Origin of the sequence: Desulfosporosinus sp. I2 (assembly GCF_000960765.1) — a bacterium.
Taxonomy (GTDB): domain Bacteria; phylum Bacillota; class Desulfitobacteriia; order Desulfitobacteriales; family Desulfitobacteriaceae; genus Desulfosporosinus.
Window position 1 is genome coordinate 1 of sequence record NZ_JYNH01000053.1, and the last position, 21,127, is coordinate 21,127.

21 protein-coding genes and 3 pseudogenes are annotated in these 21,127 nt (G+C 41.7%); 16 read left to right on the top strand and 8 right to left on the bottom strand.

Translation table 11 applies throughout. The features are described 5' to 3' along the window. Positions 1-275: 275 nt before the first annotated feature. Complete coding sequence (locus UF75_RS13255) at positions 276-482, bottom strand: DUF1657 domain-containing protein (RefSeq protein WP_045575074.1); 207 nt, start codon at positions 480-482, stop codon at positions 276-278. Positions 483-685: 203 nt separating this feature from the next. Continuing rightward, the gene (locus UF75_RS13260) at positions 686-976 is read right to left on the bottom strand and encodes a hypothetical protein (RefSeq protein ID WP_045575075.1); all 291 of its coding nucleotides are present in this window, start codon (positions 974-976) and stop codon (positions 686-688) included. Between the two features lie 78 nt (positions 977-1,054). Between UF75_RS13260 and UF75_RS31030 the strand changes: the two genes are divergently transcribed. Next, a complete protein-coding gene (locus UF75_RS31030; RefSeq protein ID WP_348983055.1) occupies positions 1,055-1,510 on the top strand; it encodes a DUF1657 domain-containing protein in 456 nt (151 codons plus the stop codon). A 1,082-nt stretch (positions 1,511-2,592) separates the two neighbouring features. Beyond that, the gene (locus tag UF75_RS13270; RefSeq protein WP_045575076.1) at positions 2,593-2,880 is read left to right on the top strand and encodes a hypothetical protein; all 288 of its coding nucleotides are present in this window, start codon (positions 2,593-2,595) and stop codon (positions 2,878-2,880) included. A gap of 80 nt (positions 2,881-2,960) precedes the next feature. Here the strand turns inward: UF75_RS13270 and UF75_RS13275 are convergent, their stop codons facing one another. Beyond that, positions 2,961-3,911 carry an L-lactate dehydrogenase gene (locus tag UF75_RS13275; protein WP_045575077.1) on the bottom strand — a complete coding sequence of 317 codons (951 nt, stop codon included), beginning with the start codon at positions 3,909-3,911 and terminating at the stop codon, positions 2,961-2,963. Positions 3,912-4,292: 381 nt separating this feature from the next. Between UF75_RS13275 and dpsA the strand changes: the two genes are divergently transcribed. Then, the gene (gene dpsA, locus UF75_RS13280) at positions 4,293-5,198 is read left to right on the top strand and encodes a dipicolinate synthase subunit DpsA (RefSeq protein WP_045575078.1); all 906 of its coding nucleotides are present in this window, start codon (positions 4,293-4,295) and stop codon (positions 5,196-5,198) included. An 884-nt stretch (positions 5,199-6,082) separates the two neighbouring features. Here dpsA and UF75_RS13285 read toward each other — a convergent pair. Next, positions 6,083-6,562: a hypothetical protein gene (locus UF75_RS13285; RefSeq protein WP_045575079.1), complete on the bottom strand. Its 480-nt coding sequence runs from the start codon at positions 6,560-6,562 to the stop codon at positions 6,083-6,085. A gap of 134 nt (positions 6,563-6,696) precedes the next feature. Between UF75_RS13285 and UF75_RS30090 the strand changes: the two are divergent. Together UF75_RS30090 and UF75_RS13290 are read left to right on the top strand one after the other, a co-directional pair. After that, a pseudogene (locus tag UF75_RS30090) lies at positions 6,697-6,930 on the top strand (recombinase family protein); the annotation flags it as partial. A 349-nt stretch (positions 6,931-7,279) separates the two neighbouring features. Next, the gene (locus UF75_RS13290) at positions 7,280-8,344 is read left to right on the top strand and encodes an HD-GYP domain-containing protein (RefSeq protein ID WP_045575080.1); all 1,065 of its coding nucleotides are present in this window, start codon (positions 7,280-7,282) and stop codon (positions 8,342-8,344) included. 24 nt (positions 8,345-8,368) lie between these two features. Here UF75_RS13290 and UF75_RS13295 read toward each other — a convergent pair whose 3' ends face one another. After that, a complete protein-coding gene (locus tag UF75_RS13295; RefSeq protein ID WP_156146420.1) occupies positions 8,369-8,668 on the bottom strand; it encodes a hypothetical protein in 300 nt (99 codons plus the stop codon). Between the two features lie 655 nt (positions 8,669-9,323). On the opposite strand from UF75_RS13295, the gene UF75_RS13300 reads away from it, so the two are divergent. The 11 genes and pseudogenes from UF75_RS13300 to UF75_RS30095 form a co-directional block, all read left to right on the top strand. Beyond that, positions 9,324-9,572, top strand: a complete 249-nt coding sequence (locus UF75_RS13300; protein WP_282433801.1) for a methyl-accepting chemotaxis protein — start codon at positions 9,324-9,326, stop codon at positions 9,570-9,572. A 107-nt stretch (positions 9,573-9,679) separates the two neighbouring features. After that, complete coding sequence (locus UF75_RS13305) at positions 9,680-10,777, top strand: HD-GYP domain-containing protein (protein ID WP_045575083.1); 1,098 nt, start codon at positions 9,680-9,682, stop codon at positions 10,775-10,777. Positions 10,778-11,140: 363 nt separating this feature from the next. Then, complete coding sequence (locus UF75_RS13310; RefSeq protein WP_045575096.1) at positions 11,141-11,479, top strand: hypothetical protein; 339 nt, start codon at positions 11,141-11,143, stop codon at positions 11,477-11,479. Further along, complete coding sequence (locus UF75_RS13315) at positions 11,476-12,342, top strand: GGDEF domain-containing protein (protein ID WP_045575084.1); 867 nt, start codon at positions 11,476-11,478, stop codon at positions 12,340-12,342. The genes UF75_RS13310 and UF75_RS13315 overlap by 4 nt, the downstream gene beginning before the upstream one ends. Positions 12,343-12,952: 610 nt before the next feature. After that, positions 12,953-13,639 (top strand): hypothetical protein, encoded by a 687-nt coding sequence (locus UF75_RS13320; RefSeq protein WP_045575085.1) that lies wholly within the window; start codon positions 12,953-12,955, stop codon positions 13,637-13,639. A gap of 12 nt (positions 13,640-13,651) precedes the next feature. Next, positions 13,652-14,368, top strand: coding sequence for a cytochrome c biogenesis protein CcdA (locus UF75_RS13325; RefSeq protein WP_082075139.1), 717 nt, complete (start codon positions 13,652-13,654; stop codon positions 14,366-14,368). A gap of 16 nt (positions 14,369-14,384) precedes the next feature. Next, positions 14,385-14,939, top strand: a complete 555-nt coding sequence (locus tag UF75_RS13330) for a TlpA disulfide reductase family protein (RefSeq protein ID WP_045575086.1) — start codon at positions 14,385-14,387, stop codon at positions 14,937-14,939. 78 nt (positions 14,940-15,017) lie between these two features. Beyond that, positions 15,018-15,707, top strand: a complete 690-nt coding sequence (locus UF75_RS13335; protein WP_045575087.1) for a response regulator transcription factor — start codon at positions 15,018-15,020, stop codon at positions 15,705-15,707. Next, entirely contained in the window at positions 15,643-16,776 is a 1,134-nt protein-coding gene (locus UF75_RS13340; protein WP_242860228.1) for an ATP-binding protein, read from the top strand. Before UF75_RS13335 ends, UF75_RS13340 begins: the two co-directional genes overlap by 65 nt. Positions 16,777-16,791: 15 nt before the next feature. Continuing rightward, on the top strand, positions 16,792-17,436 hold the full coding sequence (locus UF75_RS13345; protein WP_045575088.1) for a thioredoxin family protein: 645 nt from the start codon (positions 16,792-16,794) through the stop codon (positions 17,434-17,436). Between the two features lie 241 nt (positions 17,437-17,677). After that, a pseudogene (locus UF75_RS30095) lies at positions 17,678-17,875 on the top strand (glutaredoxin family protein); the annotation flags it as partial. A gap of 116 nt (positions 17,876-17,991) precedes the next feature. Here UF75_RS30095 and UF75_RS13350 read toward each other — a convergent pair. The 3 genes and pseudogenes from UF75_RS13350 to UF75_RS13355 form a co-directional block, all read right to left on the bottom strand. Beyond that, positions 17,992-19,434, bottom strand: a complete 1,443-nt coding sequence (locus tag UF75_RS13350) for a bifunctional metallophosphatase/5'-nucleotidase (protein ID WP_045575089.1) — start codon at positions 19,432-19,434, stop codon at positions 17,992-17,994. A gap of 142 nt (positions 19,435-19,576) precedes the next feature. Next, positions 19,577-19,666: pseudogene (locus tag UF75_RS28265) on the bottom strand (putative sulfate exporter family transporter); the annotation flags it as partial. Then, positions 19,667-21,091, bottom strand: a complete 1,425-nt coding sequence (locus UF75_RS13355) for a sigma-54 dependent transcriptional regulator (protein WP_045575090.1) — start codon at positions 21,089-21,091, stop codon at positions 19,667-19,669. Positions 21,092-21,127 lie beyond the last annotated feature (36 nt).

The following is a 21,127-nucleotide window of genomic DNA, read 5'->3' on the forward strand; positions in this document are numbered from 1 at the left end:
TTATTACTTCACTCTTTATAGATAAATAATCAAGGGCTATTGGAAGGACCAGCATGTTAGCAATACTATAAACCCAGAAATGAGATTTATCAGGTTTAATGACGTTAAAGTAGCCACGATGGCTAAAAACTATATAGCTCATAAAAATTAAAGGGTTTTTACTCTGCTAATATTTTCATTTTTTCCTATAAGTCTTATTGATAACCAAACTAAAAAAAATAAAGATAGTGATCTTATAATGACATAAATCGGTTCCTGCATAGTTTCACACCCTTTTAATTACCTTTATACTGTGGCTCTTCAAATTCAAGAACTTTTAGTCGATCTTCCAAATCATTGATAATGTGATCGGCTATTTCTAGAGAATTAGTGTAAACTGATTGAGTTTCGTCATCCCTTGTTTGCACTGTATACATATTTAGCGTTCCACGAGCTCCTTTTAAACTTGCTAGAGTTTGTTTTACCTGAGAAGCAACAGTCATATTATCAACCTCCAATTAGTCAATCTTATTATTACAATTACTTCCTTTTTAATTCTTATTTTGAGTTGGTAAGTTAAGGAAGATTTTGAATCATCAGAAATGGTAGAGGCCTTTTTTATATCCCGAATATGGTAATATAGTTTGTTTGTAGTATGTATAAAAAGGCCTAGGCATTCATACCTAGGCAAAGGTTGATCTAAATTCTAGCGGGGGAAATCATATAAAGGATTGTAGGGCTGGGGAATTCCCAACCTTCGCTCTAAACGTTGTAACCAAGGTGGCTCAAATTGTTCTTCAAAAAGTTCCCACCACAAAGGCTCATGTCCTGGTCTTATGCCCATTTTACGTTCAAGTCGTCTAAGCCAAAGCGGGTGAAATTGCTGTTCGAATCTTTCCCATTCAGGTGGTTCATAACCACCAATATAATTAACTGGATATCTAGCAACCATATGAGGATAGGGTGCGTAGATCGGTACGGTTTGTGGATAGTTCATAGAGTTTCACTCCCCTTAGTAATAGTTACCTTCAAAGGTAATATATTCTATTATCTACAAGATGAAAGTTGACCAATATTGAATTTTTGTTTTTTGGAAATCCCGCCGTCTCTGCTGGAGAGGGCTAGCAAATTAGGACTGCACTTTGCTGTCCAACCCCCATTTCTTTACTGGGAGCAGGAAGCCATTGACTATCTGGAGCAAACCCTCGGACAACGGATGAATGACCTAATCCAACTTAAAAACATGGAATATATTACCTACATAAGAATAGACGTTTTCTTTCATACTACTTTTGTACACATTAAAGGAGGGTTTTATATGACCGTTCAACAAGATATGCAGAAAGCGGTTGCTGCTGCTCAATCTGCGTTGGGGACCTATGCTACATTTTCAGAATCAACACAAGACCAATCCGCTAAACAGATGTTTAAGGAAATGACAGGGGATATGCACAAACACGTGGCGATGTTAAATAGCCGATTAGGGTATTTAACGGAAAATAACGACTTAAATCAAAAAACCCAAGCCTAAAACACTTAGAAGAGTCCAGAGTTTAAAAGACGCTTACTCAAAAAATCAATAGTCCAAAGTTATCCATTTAGATACCGAAAGGGCAGTTCCTTCTTAGAGGGAACTGCCTTTTGGTTACACTTTAATTAAGGTATCTCACCGGGTAAGGTAGCTGACCAAGGGAGCAACTCATCTAAGGCGTTCTGGTCTTTGGTATCCAGGTTAGGAAATTGGATGATTGTTTGAAACAATCATCCTGTGATCGAACGCTTGAATTTGATGCTCACTTCGAGCTGTTGTAGGAATAGCCCATATTTGGCTCCTAGTCTTTATGGTTTAATAGTTTTTTCACCTTTGCATGAAAACTTACATATTTATATTAAAGATCCAATATTACCCACTTAATTTAAGGAAAGGAGGATATATGATATGTTTTTCAGCCCATTTTTTAACCCTTTCTTCAGTCCGTTTTTCTTCCCGTTTTTCTTCCCATTCATTGTTCGTCGGAGGCGTTGGTGGTATTAGATAGGTAATCACTTGATTTGTCATATTATTCTTTGATTCTTATCGCATTAGGCGTTATTTTCTAAAAATCACTAGGCGGGCTATCATCTGTAAAAGGTGGTAGCTTTTTAATGGAGAAATTACAAAATGTCGAGTTTTTCAAGATACAATTTAACAAAATAAAAAGGGCTTCCCAGTTATGAGGCGTTCTGCCAATAAACTGTTTAACGTACATCGACTAGCAGTATACCGATATTCCATGCCCCTCCACTGAATACACTAAAAGCAGCTTGAGATACCGTTCTTAGAAAAAACGTCCCATCGAAAAAAGCCTAGTGCAATTTTATGCTGGGGCTTCCCTATTTTTAATTACCCTATTCGGGTTATAAAAGAGGCCCCCACCGTTTCCGATGAGAGCCAATGAGTAGGACGAGCGATTTTACAAGGGATATTATGCCTAGGATTTGGTTTATTATCCCGGGATTATTATATAAAGCGAGGAAGCGAATTAAAGTCCCACAATGTCTCAGAATTTGATTCTCTTCCAACATTATCTGTAATAGAATCCATTAACAAGAATCGTTGAACGGAGGTTGAATATGATAGACCTTGATGTTCTTGATAAACAATGCCCAAAGTGTCATGGCCTCGGCAGGACCGAGAACCCCACGTGGGTGCAGTTCTGGACCATACAAAGCAGTCTTGTGGATTCGTTTCGAACCTTGGAGGAAGAGCAAATAACCCTTGTGGAACGGATAGCTCCGGATCAACCAGATGAACCCATGTTCTTTGTTTGCAGGAATTGTCATGGCAGGGGGAAAATACTGACCGATAAAGGGAAACGGCTTATGGAGTTTGTTAGGTTTTGGATAAATCCTAACTACTAAACGTGTAACAAATTAGCTGAAGGAAAAGGCGCATGCCCCCACTCACTAATATTGAAACCAAAGTTAATCTTAGCGTAATTCTACTTAAATTTAACTTGACGAACAGATTCTTGGAGAGTCTGTACTGATTTTAAAAACTGTTCATTTTCTGCATCATCCATACTCAGCGGCAAGCGCCGGAGAATACCTTCTTTGCCAAGGACACTTGGTACACTAAGGGCAACTTCTAGCTCTTTATATTGATCATCAAGCAAGGCGGAAACTGTTAAGACGCTTCGTTCATCGTGCAAAATAGCCCGCAAGATCCGAGTACAACTTAGACCTATACCATAATAGGTTGCCCCCTTACGATTAATTATTTCATATGCTGCTTTTCGTACTTCAGCCGTAACTTGTTTCTGGTAATCCGCTCCGCATAACCCACTACATTCCCGGCAAAGCAAACTGATTGGAGTTCCCGCCACGCTGACAGAACTAAATAATGGCACCTCTGAATCGCCATGTTCACCTACTACATAAGCGTGAATATTCCCAGGGCTTAGTTGGCAGCGATTGCCGAGAATATAACGGAAACGGGCTGTATCCAAAACTGTTCCCGAACCGATCACACGGTATGCCTTAAGTTCCGGATACGTTCTCGCAATAGTCGTCAGAACATCCACTGGATTTGTCACTAGCAGAAAAATGGCTTTCTGTTCTACCTGTAATACTTGATTTAAGATTGAACGCAGTATCTCAACATTTTGTTGGGCTAGATCCATACGAGTTTGTCCAGGCTTTTGGTGGGACCCTGCAGTGATCACAATGACATTAGCCCCACGACAATCCCCGTATTGGCCAGCCCGTATCTCCATCGGACTAGTGTAAGGGAGGCCATGGCTTAAATCCATGACCTCTCCTTCTGCTTTATCTTGATTACTGTCGATAAGAACAAGTTCCGTACACAATCCTTGAATTAAAGTTGCATAGGCAATACTTGAACCAACAAATCCGCTACCAATAATTACGACTTTACTGGGATTTATGTTCAATTCAAAACCCCCTTTTTGGGGATTATAATCTCCCGAGCAGTAAGATATTATTCCTAGATAAGGTAGTGCTAGGGCCAACATCCCTTCTGTGTTTAAAGACTCATGTATAATCTATACTACCCATTCGGGTTAGGGGTATAAAAGAGTCCTCCGCCGATTGATGAATTACATGGCACCACCGGATCAATTCAACGAATTGTTTTATGCATATAAAATGAGTTTTCTGACATTTGAACCTAATAATATAACTATAGGAGCAGGGCGATTATAAACGTTCTGCTCCTTCGATTTTCCTTGTTTTAAACCAATGAGCACCGTAATCTTGATACCTTCATATACTGAAGGTAGTTAATAGCTCACACATACAAAGGAGGCATATAAATGGTTGCGGTTCTCAATGGAGTTCGCCTAGCTATTATAGGTGGGGATGATCGCGAACTCTATCTCATTCCTGAACTTTTAGAACAGGGAGCGAACATAGTCGGGGTCGGCTTCGAAAAAGCATCTCCTATTCCGGGGATGGCATTGGCATCATCTGCTTTAGAGGTAATTAATCAAGTTGATGCTTTGCTTTTTCCGATGTTTGGCACCGACGAACGCGGGGGGGTGAAAGCAAAATATTCAGATTCTCCCATCGTCTTGAATAAAGAGGTACTTCAGGCAATTCCAAGTCGTGTTCCTCTTTTTATCGGTTGGGCACGCCCGGCTCTGAAGTCTGCTGCAGAAATGATAGGAATTCGGATCATAGAAACCGCAAATCTTAATGAGGTTTGCATTCTTAACTCTATTCCTTCGGCAGAAGGGGCGATTCAAATGGCAATGGAGGCCACACCGATCACGATTCACGGAAGTAAAAGTTTCGTTCTAGGCTTAGGTCGTCTTGGTTGGACTATTGCGCGTATGTTGAGAGGTATGGGAGCTCATGTCACCGGAGTAGCGCGGAAACCCGCTGACTTGGCACGAGCCGAGGAAATGGGAATTAGGGCAGTGCATTTTTCCGATCTGGAAGATGAGATTGGAAGAGCAGAAATCATATTTAACACTGTGCCTCATCGTATTCTCGACCGAGTGATGCTGGATTACCTAAATCGTGATGCGGTCATCATTGATTTAGCCTCTATTCCAGGAGGCACAGACTTTGAATACGCAGAAATGCTAGGTATCAGGGCACTCCTCGCCCCAGGGCTTCCTGGTATTGTTGCCCCCAAAACGGCAGGTAAAATGCTTGCTAAAGTGTACCCACAACTTATTCTTCGCCAACTTATCACAAGTAAACTCCATGCATAATTGGCAATCTCCCCAAATGATGAACTTGGCTTAAATGCTCGAAATATCGGAACATTGTTGATTGCCAAAAACAAATATTTCATTCCCCATGGCCAAGATAACCTTGTGGTTAAACCCAATTCTTTAGTTGCACACATGGATAAATTCCGAATGTCATTATAAGGGCATGTACAGGAAATCAAATTCAACCGATACTTGTAGATTATCGCTAATCCTTAACGAATAATGGTGCCCTGTTTCAAATCAGCAGGGCACCATTTATATCATGTCAGTCAAATTGTTATAGTTAAGCGCGGCGTTGTTTAATTACTTAGAAATAGTTTTCCAAGAGTCACATCTGGATCGGAGTCGCTTCTTCAAAACCCATATTGAGAATCGCTCGAATGACAAGGTCACTTAATCCTAATTCTTTGAATGAAGGGATGAGTAAATCCCCGGGGTTAGGGCAGGAAGAATTTGCTCCTCTAGGCTGCAAATAGAAATTAATCACATGAAATTGTTAAGGATTTCAAAATAGCTATAGAGGGTATTGGTGCGGAGAGTTGTCCTGGAATAGGATTTAATTTCTTTGATGACACCATAACCTTCAAACTTTTAGAAGGTGAAGCAATTCCTGAAAAGGTAAAAGCATATACACAGCTTGTAGCATTATTAAATCAAAATGCCAAGACTTTAAAACATGCTTCTCCTAGAGCCAAGGATACTGATAATAATAAGTTAATCAGTACCAATAATGAAAAACAAAATGAAATTATAAATATCATTACTGATTTATTTTCATTGGCTAAAGAAACTGATAAAGATGAAGCATAGTCAAAATACCGGAAGGTAATGAAAAAGATCAATGAATTTGCTGGAGAAACTAAGGTCGCACACTCTTTCGTTTAGTATATTAAAGAATCCCTTTTGTCGAGAGAACTTGTTCTGATAAATATCCAAGTGATAAACGACCACCAAAATAAAAATGTAAGATAAGCGAAAGATGGATAAAACCAAGGTCTAAAATCAAACAAACCGATATTATGAACTAAATAACCATAACAAACACTAAACAAAGCAAATGCGAAAACATAAATGTATTGAAATGTTTTCTGCTGTGGTAAAAAGCTAAGGAAAATCATAACTGTAAGAATCCAACTGGGAGGAGAAAGTATATTTTGACCTAAAACGTTGAAAATACCAGCATTCTTAAACCAAATAATGTTAAGGAAATTTTGAAATATACCAACTACCACTACATCACCTAATCCTCCGAGAAGGACACCATAAATAAAATATTTCTTGAGATCATTTTTAGGGATGGTTATGAGTACAACAATAAACGCGATTAGTATATAAGACGGATAAAAAAATGTAGTTAGCATGAATTACTCCTTTCAAACACAAAATTTTTTGTAAAATAGTTTGCCAAAATTTTAGGAATATATTCTAAATTACCTGTCTACCTTTTCATAACGTTAATTATCGGATCCCAGCCTTAGCTTTTAGACGTGGCTCAATTATTACCAGAATAGTGGGATCTAAACTCAATCAACTCTTTTCTATTTCCGCTGCATTAGATATGATCATATGCAAATCAATCTCAAGGTTTGCTCGAAATACTGAGGACTGCCTACACTTTGTAAGGAAGCTAAAAGAAAGAGGAATACCTGTATATTTTTAAACGGAAAACATAGACACACTTGGTTTTGGTGGTGAACTTCTACTTACAATTCTTAGCGGGCTGGCACAGGACCGCTTTGCATATTTGGATATTAGGTTTTCAAATTCTCAACATATCTTGGACTATCCATATGTGAGTAATAAAATACGTTTTTTGAAGGGCACTTAAATTGGAATCTATAGTGATCTAAGTAAGTACCTATTTATCTGTAGATTAACATATACTGCCATAGTAGGGTAGCTAGGGGGGGAGGTTGATCGAATTTCGACTAGGATAAAAGACCTAGTCGGTTAGGGGCTTTTTTCCCTACTTACCTTAGTAAGGTGGATTATGCAGCTTTGTTGTTTTATAATTGCCATGATATATAGGTATTAATATAGGGTTTGAGGTTAATATTTTTTAAAGGAGTACCTTGTTGATGCGCCAAGTAAGTGTGAACAGTCTTAAAGTAGGAGATATGATGGGTCGGACGATTTATTCTGGACAGGGGCGAGTCCTGCTGGGGCGGGGAGTCCTTCTCACTTTACCTTACATTGCACGATTAAGAGAGCTAGGAATAAGTATTGTCTACATTGATGATGAAGAGACACGAGATATTATTATCGAGGATGTTGTATCAGAGGAACATCGTCGTGAGGCGATCATATCCTTCGAACAGTCGAGTGAAGCAGTCAGACTGGGTAAAGATTTTAGTGGCTTTGAAGTAAAAAAGGCCATTAGCAACATTGTAGAAGATATTCTTTACCAGAAAGAAATATTTTTAAGCCTTGTGGATATGCGCAGTTTCGACAACCAAATGTTCTCTCACGCGGTCAGCGTGTGTGTGCTTGCTACTGTTTTAGGTAAGGCTCTAGGGTTAGATAGGGAGAACTTGGAGGCTCTGGCCATCGGTGCTTTACTGCATGATATTGGCACAGTAAAACAGCCGAAACAGCTTATTCACAAAAGAGTTCCGTTGACATCTCAGGAAACTTCTCTTTATCAAACGCACACTGTGAATGGCTTTGAGATTTTAAAAGCTAAACGCGAACTAAGTCTTTTAAGTGCCCATGTCGCTTTACAACATCACGAACGGATGAACGGCAGTGGATATCCCCGTCAATTAATCGGAGAACGTATTCATCACCTGGCTCAAATTGTCGGTATCGCTGATTTTTACGATAACTTGGTTAATGGAGCGCCTGGACATCAAAAAATGTTACCGCATGAGGCTTGCGAAATCGTGATGGGGAGTGCTGGTACGCTTTTTCCCCAGGATCTTGTTGTAATGTTCTTAAAACATGTGGCTGCCTATCCAACCGGATGTACAGTTAAACTTAATACTGGAGAAATTGGTATTGTTGTGGATCAAAATAAAAGTCTACCAATGCGACCGATTATAAGGGTTTTAGCGGGTGATGATACTTTAACTGCATTTGTTAAAGCCAGAGAATATAATCTTGTGGAGAAGCATACCACTTTTATTGAGAGTATCTTAGTATAGTTAAATAATCTTAGGGTTTCTGGCTCATTGCTTAACGAACGAGATATTACTTGTCCACACCCAAACGGGTTTCTGGAAAAGGGCCTGCGAGCGAATAGCAGGTTTTAAGATATGCCCTTTAAGGGTTAATGCATCTGCGATATTTGATATGGTTTGAACTTTATTGGATACATTCAATATGAAAGGAGGTTGCCATGCAAGCAATCCCAGAACAAACACAAGACCATGACCGCCAAAACCTACTGCTAAAGCAATATCTGAATACTTCTCCCCGAACAAGATTGAACAACTTGTAGGGGAGTTTTCTTTTTCAGAGTTACGCAAGTTACTAAGCGAGATGGATTTGGAATTCTTTAGCTTATGTTATTTCCCTAAATACTTCGACCGTAAATTTGGAAAATTCCACAAAGAGCTATTCGAGGAACTGAAATACATGCTGGACAATAAAGGGTTGACCCGTTCAGGATGGGCTTTATATCGAAATAGGCTGTGGCATATAGAATATGAAAAGTGGTTGAGGATTCTATCAAAGATGGTTTCCCTAATTAATACTAAAGAAATTTTTTGTCCACATCCTCAAAAGTAGACGCTGGATTAAGGACGGAAGGGATTTGGATAAGCGCTGATGTGGAAATGGCGACATTTGCCTATGTTACGGGCGTGAGCTAATAGAGCCACAACCAAGGATTTGCCTATGAAAAGATATATTTGACAGGTTGCATCTTGATTTCCGACGTAGCAGAAGGATCTCTCGAACCGTGCATTTTCACTGGCACAAAAGACTTGTTTTTATAGGGTGAGCGCATATGAAAGCTGATTTTCCTAATACTAGAAAGTCGATTTATGAGTTTTTGATCGAAATATGTCGAGAAAAATTTGTAGGATTATGTGTTATTGTAGTGTAACATTAGAAAGCAAATAGTTTGAATAAGTAGGTATAAACATTCAGTGTCGGTATCTCTCTTTTTGACCAAGTGAAGTGATAAAGGATATCTCACAAGGGGATGGAGACCTAACGAAACGGTTGAACATTGTAACGAATGACGAGATCGGAAAACTTTCTCATCATTTCAATTGGTTTATTGGGAATATTCATAGCATTGTTAAGGAAGTTACCGACACGGCCAGTACTCTGGGTGCCACGAGCGAAGAATTATCCGCCGTTGCCCAAGAAGCGACTGCTGCAAGTGAACAAGAGTACTGCATAAACTTATCGGACTATGGTTGATAACCATTTCGTTTTACTACGTATAGGTGGAGTCCCAATTGATTTAATCCTGCGATAAAAGTCTTTCAACAGATATGAGTAGGAAAACTGGGAGGGGGGAAAGATAAATGAATTGGTTGTTGGAACGGGTACAACCAAATTCAGCAACGGGAATGACAGCGAGCGTAGATCTTTTTGATAACTTTGGAGTTTTATTATTGCATAAGGGACAGCCGATTACTGAAGGTATAAGGGATCGGCTGGAGAAACGAGAAGCTTTTGTTTGGAGCAAACAAAAAAACATAGGTTATCCATCTGAGAATGTGAAACCCTTTCCTAAAGATGTGTACATAAAATTAGTGGGTTCATTATGGAGCATTTACCATGAAGCAAAACTAATTCAACCGGAGCAAATTGAAAAAACTGTGTTGCTTGTAGAAACTATTTTAATAGAACTGAAACCTCGAAATATCTATTTAGGTTTTGATGAGGTACGATTAGACTTGGAGAAGTTTAAACAACATGATTATGGAACGTTTGGTCATAGTGTTAACGTCGCTTTATTAGCGGCAATGATGGGTATGCGTTTGGGATATAAAGAGAAGAGACTCAAGTATTTGACATTGGGGGCACTACTTCATGACATTGGAAAGCTGAGGGTGCCAAAGGAAATCTTGAACAAGCCAGATAGTTTGACGGATGACGAGTTTGCCATCATGAAACAGCACCCCCAGCTGGGAGTAGAAATGCTGAAAAATACCCGTTTATTACCTAGTGTGACTGCGACTGTTGAAGAACATCATGAACGTTGGAATGGGAAGGGTTATCCTTACGGATTACAAGGGAAAAACATTCATCTCGATGCTCAAATCGTAGCCGTAACCGACGTCTTTGAAGCATTAACCGCCGACAGACCCTACCGCAAAGGCTTACCTCCCTACCATGCCCTGGAAATGATTCTAGCATGGTCGGGAAAAGACTTTAACCCGAAAGTGGTGCAGGCTTTTCGGGAATCCCTCATTTTATACCCTGAAAATGCAATTGTTACCCTTAATACGAGAGAAATGGGAGTGATCGTGGCAGTGCCCTTGCAACTCCCAACGCGGCCTCTTATTCGTCTATTATTTGATAGTAATGGTAGATTTCTCAATAAAGAGACATATGTGGATTTAATGCAGGATTTAACCCGGTTCATTAGGCGTGTGGAATTTAAAGAAGTGGGATGAAAAAGGTTAGCGGATAATGGTGGTTTTATAGATATAAAGTTATTGGACTTATTGCCTAGTGGATGATCACGGGGGAGGAGTTTTCTATTTGCCTCTTAAATTTATAATCTTTTCACAACATGTTGAAATATGTAAAAACGTGGATTATAATACCATTGTATGAAAGTGAACTAGGAGTGCATAAAATGCTAGGGACTATGTTGGTAACATATAGTCAACTGTGCGATAGATTTTTCTTGTTGATAATCTTACGTACTGGAACACCGCAGCCAAAGCGGTGTTTTCTGTAGAAGTATCATAGAATATTTTGGACAAACTAGTTTTGACAATCAAAAATAAAACGGAGGTCTACTCGTGAGCGTTATGAAAGAAGCCAAAAAAGCAGAAATCCAAATGCATCTAACTGAATTTGAAATGCCACCTATGCAAGATGTTGTAATTGTGGGCCGTAATGCACCTATAGGTCCAGAGGCATTAAAAAGGATGGTTGATGTCCTCAGTCCGGATCAATACAAGATCATTAAGGTTGACCACCCAGTTATTGAGGCCATCGTAGTACGCAATGCTCTTATGAACATGATCCCTGAAGAGAAATTAAGTAAGTTTATTTTAGAAGAGGGGGAAAAGATTGTTGATGCAAGCTCGATTATCAAAGCACATGTCAATATAACTGTGCACGTCAGCAAATCTATCGATTTATGATAAACATTAAACGAGTTGCAGATATCTATTCTAAAGAATTTTACGCAGTGGATGTTTTGGATGGAGTCTCCAAGATAAGGTCATTTTTATTGGAAACAGAAAGTGGCTGTTGTCCGGTCATGGATGAGGGTGATCTGGTGGGAGTAATAACATACAAGGATCTATTGAGAACACATCCCAATCGAATCATTGCTGATGCTATGCGAGGGGAACCGATCACCGTTCCTGCAGAAATGCCACTTTGGCAAGCCGAAGAAATTTTTAAAGAAACTGGATTGGATGTCGTATTAGTTCAGGACGAAGGACGGTTATCCGGTATTTTATCCCGCAACTTGCTTGAAATACAACTTGGGTCTCACATAGATTTGCTAACTGGGCTTTATAAGAGTGATTACATATACTATCATGGTGTCCGACTCTTGAAAAATAAACAAGAAATCAGCGTTATATTTTTTGATATAGACAATTTCGGTGTCATTGATAAAACATACGGTCATGCAGTAGGGGACATTATTTTAATCGAAGTGAGCAAACTACTAAGAGAAAATATTCCTTCAGAGGCCTTCTTATGCCGTTTTGGAGGAGATGAATTTGCCGTTTTATTGCCAGCGCACTTGGACGAAGGAGCGGCATTAGCATACCGTATGGCGGATATTATAGGTCGACATAGTTTTGTCCGCGGAATAGAAATTAGTGTTTCTGCTGGAGCAATTGGGGGACGGCGGCATGAAGAACGTGATGATGATCCGTGGAATACAATGGAGCAACTGATAAATATTGCAAGTCTAAGGTCAACAGAAGCTAAAAAGAGTAATGCAACACTTTTCATGGCTGAAATTCAGGGTGCAAATGAAATTGCCTAGCAGAGAAGGGAACATTAGAGGGTTTGAAACCAATTTGTGCATCGTGCAAGCGAATCCTAGATGAACAAGGTTATTGGAACCGTGTTAGATTTCAATGGCGCGTTACTGAACAATGACACCGATATTCTCGCTTTTTCATTTCTATAATAATCCCGCATACTAAACCGAATTCTGAACCGAATTCTGAACATAATATCCCTCGTAAAATCGCTCGTCCTACTCTTTTGGCTCTCCACGGAAACGGTGGGGGCCTTCTTAATTTTTCAAGGAGCAATTAAAAATACACTATTGCGAACTGACTTTTTCAGGAGTATCTAAATACGTTAGCATACTTTGTGTTCGTTTGTTTGGTTAGCCTTATACTTCAGTTCTCAATGTATAGCATATCAACAGGCGTTTGGATATCAACCTTATGGGCTTTACCTTTTAGTAGCTTGGCCCCTTTAGGCAAACTGGCAAAAAACTCACTCCCAATTTCCGGACTGCTTTCTTATTTAGCATCAACTGGACTGAATCCGGCATTTCGAGAGGAATGCTTTTTTTACCTTTAAACAATCTTTAAAATTGGATGTTATAGTCTTAAGGATACGACTACAAAGGAGGGAAAAAGATGAACGAGACTCTTCAAGTTGGTCCATTTTTGCTCAAGACGCACTGGTTGGTTGTTATTTTTTCCGCTTCCGTAGGTTATTTTATTATGAGATATCGCTTGAAAGCAGCCGGATATCCAGATAAACGGATGATCGAGACGATCGAAAACAGCTTAATTACTGCTCTTATGGTATGGAAATTTAGCTTGATTCTTTTCGATCCGGTAAGTGTTGTTACCAACCCTTTGGCTTTACTCTATTTCTCGGGTGGCGAGCATGGGATCTGGCTGGCCGCGGTAGTTGCAATCGTTTATTTTTACCTTCGTGCGCAAAAGGACCAGGTTTCAGTTTGGGTTTATGGGGATTTGCTAGCTGCAGGTTTTTTGGCAGCCACAGCAGTGTACTATTTGATTGACATGGTTGGGAATAAACAAATGGTATGGGTTGACGGGAGTGAAATTATCATCGCCCTGCTTATTCTCCTGCTAATTTTTCGGAGAAGCAAAGAAATCGGCAAGCCTAATCATCTGAATCAGGTCCTATTATGGTTTAGCCTGGGTCAAGTGGGCATTGCGTTTTTGAACCCGCTCAAACAGAATTATTGGTGGGGGTTTTCCCAAGAGCAAATTCTCTATTTAAGCCTTGCCGCACTTTGTCTTGCCATAGACTTGTTTCCGGAGAAGAAAAGACTTAATAAAAATGCATAGGGGGGAAGTTAGGTGGAGAATGTTTCAGTACTATTTGCCTTTACGGCAGGGATGTTATCGTTTTTGTCGCCGTGTGTATTTCCGCTAATTCCGGCTTATGTTGCCAATCTTACCGGTTCAACGCTCGGAGATAATAGGGTAGAGGTTTCCAAAAGTTTGTTGCTGGCCCGCTCTCTCAGTTTTATTATGGGTTTTAGTTTTATCTTTGTGATGATGGGGGCATCGGCCAGCGTATTGGGACAGATTTTCACCCATAACCGGGATATCGTCCAAAAAATAAGCGGACTTTTGATCATTATCTTTGGTTTACAGATGGCTGGAATCTTAAAACTGCGTTTTCTAATGATGGAAAAACGTTGGGAAGCTAAACAAACAGGGGAAAAGAATGTTTGGCGATCCTTCATTCTGGGTATGTCATTTGGAGCAGGCTGGACACCCTGTGTCGGTTTGGCGTTGTCTTCAATTCTCCTGCTGGCCGGATCTGCAAATACGGTTTATAGTGGGATGGTAATGCTTTTTGTTTATTCACTGGGCTTAGGCATCCCGTTTCTGGCAATTTCCCTGATTATCACTTACTCTTTGCGCGTTGTGAGGAAAATCAATCGAAGTTTGGGCTTGCTCTCCTTAATCAACGGCTGGATTCTCATTGGCATGGGTTTATTGTTGTTTACAGGCCAGTTGCAGAAGATAAGCGCCTGGTTAGCCGGGTTTACTTTTTTTACGTATTAGAAAGGAAGATTTAGCAATGAAAAAATATTTAGCGGTTGTTATTTTAATCGGCCTGGTGATTTGGGGGTTGTATGATGTGGGGGCAAAGTCCGATTCAGCCGGAGTATCAACGAACACGGATCAAGGGCAGCAGTTGACAGTCGGTCTGGAAAAAGGGAATCTGGCGCCGGATTTTGAATTGCGGAGTGTAGACGGGAAGGCTATAAAGCTTTCCAGCCTCAGAGGAAAAAAAGTGATCGTCAACTTCTGGGCAACCTGGTGCCCGCCCTGCCGCCTGGAGATGCCGGAAATGGAAAAGTTTTATACCAAAAATAAAAATGAAGGGATTGAAATCCTGGCCGTCAATCTGACTAAAGCGGAAAAGAGCCGAGCGGATGTTCCGTCATTTATGGAAGCGTATGGTATTACATTCCCAGTGCTTCTGGACGAAAACGGGGATGCAGCCCGGTTGTACGATGTATCATCGATTCCTGCCAGTTTTATTCTTGATACTCAGGGAGTGATTCGAGAGAAAATTGTCGGACCTATGACCTACGATTCGATGCAAGAGATGTTGGGTACGCTAAAATAAGGCTACTGTTTTAAGGGTTAATGGAGCTCAGATGTAATGGTTCAGGATTTATCGCAGAGCGGATGGAGGTGTATGTTCATGAACACTAAGGGGAAGTCTGTTTTAATTGTCGAAGACGATGCTAAAATCCGCCAGCTTGTTAAGGTATATCTGGAAAGAGAAGGGTATGAGGCCTTGGAAGCAGAAAACGGGGAAGACGCTTTAGGAAAATTTAAACAATTTGACCCATGTTTTGTGATTTTAGATTTAATGCTGCCCAGATTGAGCGGGGAAGAAGTCTGTACAACGATCCGGACGGATTTGAAAAGCAATGTGCCGATCATCATGCTGACAGCCAAAGTAGAAGAGATTGAACGTATTCAGGGATTAAGAATGGGGGCGGATGATTATGTCACTAAACCGTTTAGCCCCCAGGAACTGGTGACAAGAGTCGAGGCAGTTTTGCGGCGGACCGCTCAGCGTTGCAGCAAAATAACCTACCGGGGACTCACTCTAAAACCGTTAAGGGGAGAAATTCATTACAAGGGAGAACCCATTGTTGTGACGCACCATGAATTTCGTTTGATGTATTTTCTCATGAGGCATCCCAACCAGATTTTGACCAGGGAACAAATTGTTGAAGAACTTTATCCGAATCAGGAAAAAATTGTTACGGAAAGAACCGTCGACGTGCATATCGGCAAACTACGGGAAAAGCTAAACTATGATGGTGACAGTGAAATTATTGAAACGATCAGGGGAATGGGGTATCGCTTTGTTGCCTTCTAAGAACTGGTTTTTTTGGCGAAGAAGTATTCTTGCCAAATTAATTTTGATTAATCTGCTGACCATTGCGATTGTGATTTGGCTGGCGGGTGTTTCCGTTAAAGATTTTGCCTGTTTGCTTTCCAAGCAGTATCAGGTTGCCGGCGGAGCACCGAGTAATTTGTTTGACCGGACCCTGCAGTTTTATCTTATACGAGCAAGTATCCTGGCGGTCATCGTGGCTGGTATCCTATACTATTTTCTGGTAAGGAAGCTGATCTTACCGTTGCAGCACTTGGGAACTTCGGCTCAAAAGATGGCAAGAGGGGAGTTTCAGCCTTGCCGTGAAATTCCGTCCGAAGATGAAATTGGCCGCCTTATCTCTGACTTTAATCATTTATCCTCCAAGTTACAGCAAACAGAGGAACTCCGCAAAAAAATGGTGAGCGACATAGCTCATGAACTGAGGACGCCTCTCACTAATATTACAGGATATCTGGAAGCTTTAAGCACCGGCGTCATTCAGGGCGAACCGGAGCTTTACCGCTCATTGCATGAAGAAGCGCTGCATTTGACCGGTTTGGTGGAGGAACTTCATCAGTTAAATATTTGGGAATCGAAAAGGCTAAGGCAGGGCAAGTTGCAGAAAATCTCCATTGAGAATGCCATTGTATCAACACTTAAAAGTTTTGAACTTGAATTAAGTAACAGGGAAATAAAAGTAGAGGCTAATATCCAGACTGCTGATATATTAGGAAATAGGGAGGGGATTAAACAGGTCATCACCAACCTGCTGAAAAATGTCCTGAAATATGACCGGGGTGGCTGGGTAAAAATCGAGGGAAAAAAGGAGGACCATATTTACAAAGTGGTTGTGACAAATATGGGACAACCCATTCCTGACGACAAAGCGAACCAAGTGTTTGAGCGTTTTTACCGTCTGGACTCCTCCCGTAACCGCAAGACTGGAGGAGCGGGCCTAGGACTGGCTATTATCAAAGAAATTATTGACCAACACCGGGGGGAGGTCGGTTTAATTTCCCGGCAAGATGAACATTCCTTTTGGTTTACAGTTCCTTTAGCAGATGCATGAGAGGAGATATAGACTATGAATAATTCCTTAACTAAGAAAATCATCCTTTTTACTCTAAGTGCTTGTCCAATGGGAAGGTCTATGGGAACAGTATTGAGAGAAGTAGCTGCTTTATTTCCTGAGTTGAACTTTCAAACAGTGTATGTTGAAATTCAAGTGGAAGAAGCCAACCATTACCGGATTAAAACAAATCCCACGACGCTTTTCGTCGACGAAAATGGCAGAGAGCTTTACCGTCTGGAAGGTTTTCACGAAACAAACATTGTTACAGATACCCTCGAAAAGATTAAGCAACAGAAGATGGAATTAGCACCGGACTTGACGGAAAACAAAGAGACGGTGGAGAGGTATTTTCTTTACCTTTTAAAAAACGGTAAAGTTTCGCCTGTGGAAGTAGCCTATAATAACCGGACTTCGATCAAAGCACCCCGCATCACTGCGATTACTTTACTTGTCCAAGCTTCTATAGAAGGCTACAGTAACCCATTTCCCCCGGGAACAACATTAGAATTGGTTCAATTTCGCGATACTACTGGAATCATTACGCTCAAGCTGGCAACTGATGTAGATCAAGCCACGTTGGGAATTATGAAAGAAGCTTTACAGCAAACACTCTCCCAGTACGGTATTAAGCAAGTGGAGCTAGTATTACAGAAATAATAAGGGGAGTAGTTCTGTTTCTGGAGACCGCCACAACTTTGGGCGCCATTACCGAAGCATTTATTGCGGGCCTGATCAGCACGAAACTATTGTCTATTATTTTTGCGTTGCTCTTACTCTACTCAGCCAGTGTCATTTTCAAAAGGAGGCACTCTGAGATATTGGATTCAATACAAGGGAGGTAGGAAAAGTGGAAGCTGAAGTAATAATGTATATGGCACCTATCTGACCGCATTGTGCACGCGCTAAGCGGTTCCTTGCGGGTAAAGGAATTAAATTCGAAGAAAGAAATATAATATTTCCCAAAGTGCGCAAAGAAATGCGAGCTTTGACGGATGCGATGACGATACCAGTCACAAAAGTGGCAGACCGGGTGCTTGTGGGTTTTTCACAGGCAGAGTTTGAGCAGGCGTTTCAATCTTACCGATCCGGTCAATAATTCTATAGTTGAAAATCTGTTATCAATTCCTATTATATCTTGATCGCGTTCATCAGCCAAATCAGTCTTGGAGGTAAAATGCATGAGCTTTTTTAAGGGCTTGTTATATTAATTGCCTAGATGGGTACAAATGTCCCTTGCAATTCCACGCTCGGCGGGCGATGCCGTGCCAAATACATCCGCATGGCATCAATACTATGAAGAGTGATATTTTGACGGTTTGTTCCGTATATGGGAGGAACCCCTTGTTCTGTAGCAAAAGTTGCTTTGTAGATCTGACTTGCCTTCACCTCATCTTGGCCTATGAACAACTTCTGAATGCGTTGCCCCCTGGGGTTTTCAATGCGGATATAGGCGGTAAGGCCGAGACAACGCTTAACATATCCTCCCATTTGCTGGAATGGATCAGAAGAAAACGTACGCTCAAGATTTTCCTCCAGCATTCTTACTATTTCCTCTCCTGAAAGGTCGACAATTGATACTGGAGGATTCATGGGAATAATGTTGTAGAGATCATTCAAAATTACCCGTCCAGGGATAATCGGGGCACCGTAACGCCAGCCATTGGAAAACGCAATTTGGGCTCCGGTAGTTTCAAGAAGGCTTTGCAAAAGAAAATTATCCATCGTTGACTCAAGTGACGTACCACGATGAAGTAGACTGGATGTTTCTCCAACAGTCTCAGCAAGTTCTTCCTTAAAAGGTGCCAGTGCTGACTCAACCATTTCAGCCATCATTGGGTCGGGTTGAATTTCTGGAGTAACTTCATGTAACCAATGACGGAAATTTACAATTTTTTGTCCTTCAACTTCAATATCTAGACGGGTAAGGAAGGAGCCGTGACATCCGGACTGGACAATAATTGTGTTTCCCTGCAGCACCGGTTGATAAAGACGGTTATGAGTGTGGCCGCTTAAGCAAATGTTTATCCCCTGAACCTCGGATAACAGTTTAACATCCTGCGGGAACCCAAGATGGGAAAGAAGCACAATCAGGTCTACGCGTTCATGTGAGCGCAGGTGTTCCACAAGCCTAGGTAATTCATCCCTTCCATTGGTAAACGTTAATCCTTCACGATAGGAAGCGGGCATTGTTTTATCCACAATATTTGACGCTAATCCTATGATACCAATTTTTAATCCATTAATATTCTTTACAAGGTACGGTTGCAAGAAATATTGCCCATTTTCTTGATGATAAATATTGGCTGCCAATAAGGGGTAATTAAGTTCTGCCGCCCTTTCTTTTAATACTTTGGGGCTGTAGGCAAATTCCCAATGTATGGTCATAGCGTCCAAACCTAAATTATTCAACAACGGAACTAAGATTTCCCCCTTAGTTTGAACAACGGGATAAGTACCGTGAAGAGTGTCGCCATTATCACAGAAAAGGATATCGGGATTTTCTGCCCGAATCTGATTGACCAGAGCAGCAAGTCTGGCATAGCCTCCCGTTTTCCGAAAAATGGCATCTCTTCCCTGCCAAAAAAGTTCCTGATGTAAATCCAAGTAGCCGTGTACGTCATTAATTTGTATAATGGTCAGTCTTTTGTTACCCATAAATCTTACTCCATTACAATTTAATTGTTTTAAGTATGTACAGAAGAAATGTCTAAGATTCGGCATCGGTTAATTAAGAATTAATGGGTCGATCCATGATTTGTCCATGTTATTATTTTTAATGGGTAGGCAATTGGCGCACAGCTTCAATAATCGGAGAAAATGCCGCTATAGCTGATCCACCACATATAGCAGTTCCCATTGTGATCAGGGAAGGTACACCACGAGGGATTTACTTCTCAGCCAAGCTGTACCCTTCGACTTTGCGATACAGGTTACGTACGCTGATGTCTAGAAGTTTTGCGGCCTGGGCCCGGTTGCCGTTCACCCTTTGCAGCGTAGAGAGAATATGCTGCCTTTCGACTTGTTCGAGAGTGGGGTAGTGCTCGGAAGCCGGTAATAAGGCGGAAGACTCTGGGTTTTGACAGGAATACTGAGAGGGTTTTTCTTCGATGGGACGGGGGTGTAGGTCAGGGGCGAAGGTATTTTCGGGCCAGAGGTCCCAGGGTTGAATGATTCCTTCGCCGGCGAGAATCATTCCCCGTTCAATAAGATGAATTAATTCCCGTACGTTACCTGGATAATCGTAGTGGATTAGCAGAGAACGGGTTTCGGGGGCTAGGACGCAGGCTGCTTCGGAGGTGTGCGTCTTGGTTTTACAATAGAGAAAGTACTCGGCGAGGGGGAGAATATCTTCCTTGTGTTCGCGCAAGGGAGGGACGTGAAGGGTCAGGCCGTTGAGACGGTAATACAAGTCTTTGCGGAAACGCCCTTGTTCAACCTCTTCGGCCAGGCTGCGGTTTGTGGCCGTAACGATCCGGACATCGACCCGACGCAGGCGGCTGTCCCCGACCCGGCGAAATTCCCCGGCCTCCAGGAAGCGCAAGAGCTTGACCTGCAGCGCAAGAGGCATCTCCCCGATTTCATCTAAAAAGAGTGTGCCATGATCGGCGATTTCTACAAGCCCGATTTTTTGTCCCCCGGCGCCGGTAAACGCTCCTTTTTCATGTCCGAAGAGTTCGCTTTCCATTAGGGACTCGGGGATAGCCCCGGCGTTGACCGGGACATAAGCCTGATGCTCCCTGGGGCTCCAGAGGTGGACTGCCCGGGCAATGAGCTCTTTGCCTACCCCGCTTTCCCCCTGGATGAGCACCGGAGCATCGCTCAGCGCGACCTTGCGGGTCAACTCGAGGAGAGCAAGCAGTTTCGGGCTTTCCCCGATGATTCTGAGTTCAGGGGTCTGGCGACTTACGACCTGGCGCAAGCCCGTGTTTTCGACCAGGAGTTTGCGCTGTTCTAGGGCCTTCAGTAAGGTCAGTTCCAGTTCGGACAGGTTGCAGGGCTTGGTCAAATAATCGAAAGCCCCGGCTTTCATGGCCTCGATGGCGGATTCTAAGGTGCCGTGCCCCGTGAGCATTACAACCTGGAGATCCGGTTGGACATCCTTAAGCCTGTGCAAAACCTCCAAGCCGTCTCCGTCCGGTAAGCGCAAATCCAGGAGCACCCCGTCGAGTAAGGTATCGTGCAGGAATTGTAGACCTTCCCGAGCAGTGCCGGCTTCCAGAACTTCATAACCTTTGCGTTTTAGGCGCTGGGCGATAATGGAGCGCAGCGCCTCTTCATCGTCTAAGATGAGAATGCGTTGATGGTATTTCATAATTCCTCTCCTTAAGGCTGGATTTCTAAAAAACCG

What these genes read in the sequence shown, in the direction of transcription:
- UF75_RS13335 (WP_045575087.1), top strand. Translation starts at nt 15,018, where the DNA reads ATGAACACTAAGGGGAAGTCTGTTTTAATTGTCGAAGACGATGCTAAA.
- UF75_RS13305 (WP_045575083.1), top strand. Translation starts at nt 9,680, where the DNA reads ATGAATTGGTTGTTGGAACGGGTACAACCAAATTCAGCAACGGGAATG.
- UF75_RS13270 (WP_045575076.1), top strand. Translation starts at nt 2,593, where the DNA reads ATGATAGACCTTGATGTTCTTGATAAACAATGCCCAAAGTGTCATGGC.
- UF75_RS13310 (WP_045575096.1), top strand. Translation starts at nt 11,141, where the DNA reads ATGAAAGAAGCCAAAAAAGCAGAAATCCAAATGCATCTAACTGAATTT.
- UF75_RS13340 (WP_242860228.1), top strand. Translation starts at nt 15,643, where the DNA reads ATGATGGTGACAGTGAAATTATTGAAACGATCAGGGGAATGGGGTATC.
- UF75_RS13355 (WP_045575090.1), bottom strand. Translation starts at nt 21,091, where the DNA reads ATGAAATACCATCAACGCATTCTCATCTTAGACGATGAAGAGGCGCTG.
- UF75_RS13320 (WP_045575085.1), top strand. Translation starts at nt 12,953, where the DNA reads ATGAACGAGACTCTTCAAGTTGGTCCATTTTTGCTCAAGACGCACTGG.
- UF75_RS13285 (WP_045575079.1), bottom strand. Translation starts at nt 6,562, where the DNA reads ATGCTAACTACATTTTTTTATCCGTCTTATATACTAATCGCGTTTATT.
- UF75_RS13345 (WP_045575088.1), top strand. Translation starts at nt 16,792, where the DNA reads ATGAATAATTCCTTAACTAAGAAAATCATCCTTTTTACTCTAAGTGCT.
- dpsA (WP_045575078.1), top strand. Translation starts at nt 4,293, where the DNA reads ATGGTTGCGGTTCTCAATGGAGTTCGCCTAGCTATTATAGGTGGGGAT.
- UF75_RS13350 (WP_045575089.1), bottom strand. Translation starts at nt 19,434, where the DNA reads ATGGGTAACAAAAGACTGACCATTATACAAATTAATGACGTACACGGC.
- UF75_RS13255 (WP_045575074.1), bottom strand. Translation starts at nt 482, where the DNA reads ATGACTGTTGCTTCTCAGGTAAAACAAACTCTAGCAAGTTTAAAAGGA.
- UF75_RS13290 (WP_045575080.1), top strand. Translation starts at nt 7,280, where the DNA reads ATGCGCCAAGTAAGTGTGAACAGTCTTAAAGTAGGAGATATGATGGGT.
- UF75_RS13315 (WP_045575084.1), top strand. Translation starts at nt 11,476, where the DNA reads ATGATAAACATTAAACGAGTTGCAGATATCTATTCTAAAGAATTTTAC.
- UF75_RS13330 (WP_045575086.1), top strand. Translation starts at nt 14,385, where the DNA reads ATGAAAAAATATTTAGCGGTTGTTATTTTAATCGGCCTGGTGATTTGG.
- UF75_RS13260 (WP_045575075.1), bottom strand. Translation starts at nt 976, where the DNA reads ATGAACTATCCACAAACCGTACCGATCTACGCACCCTATCCTCATATG.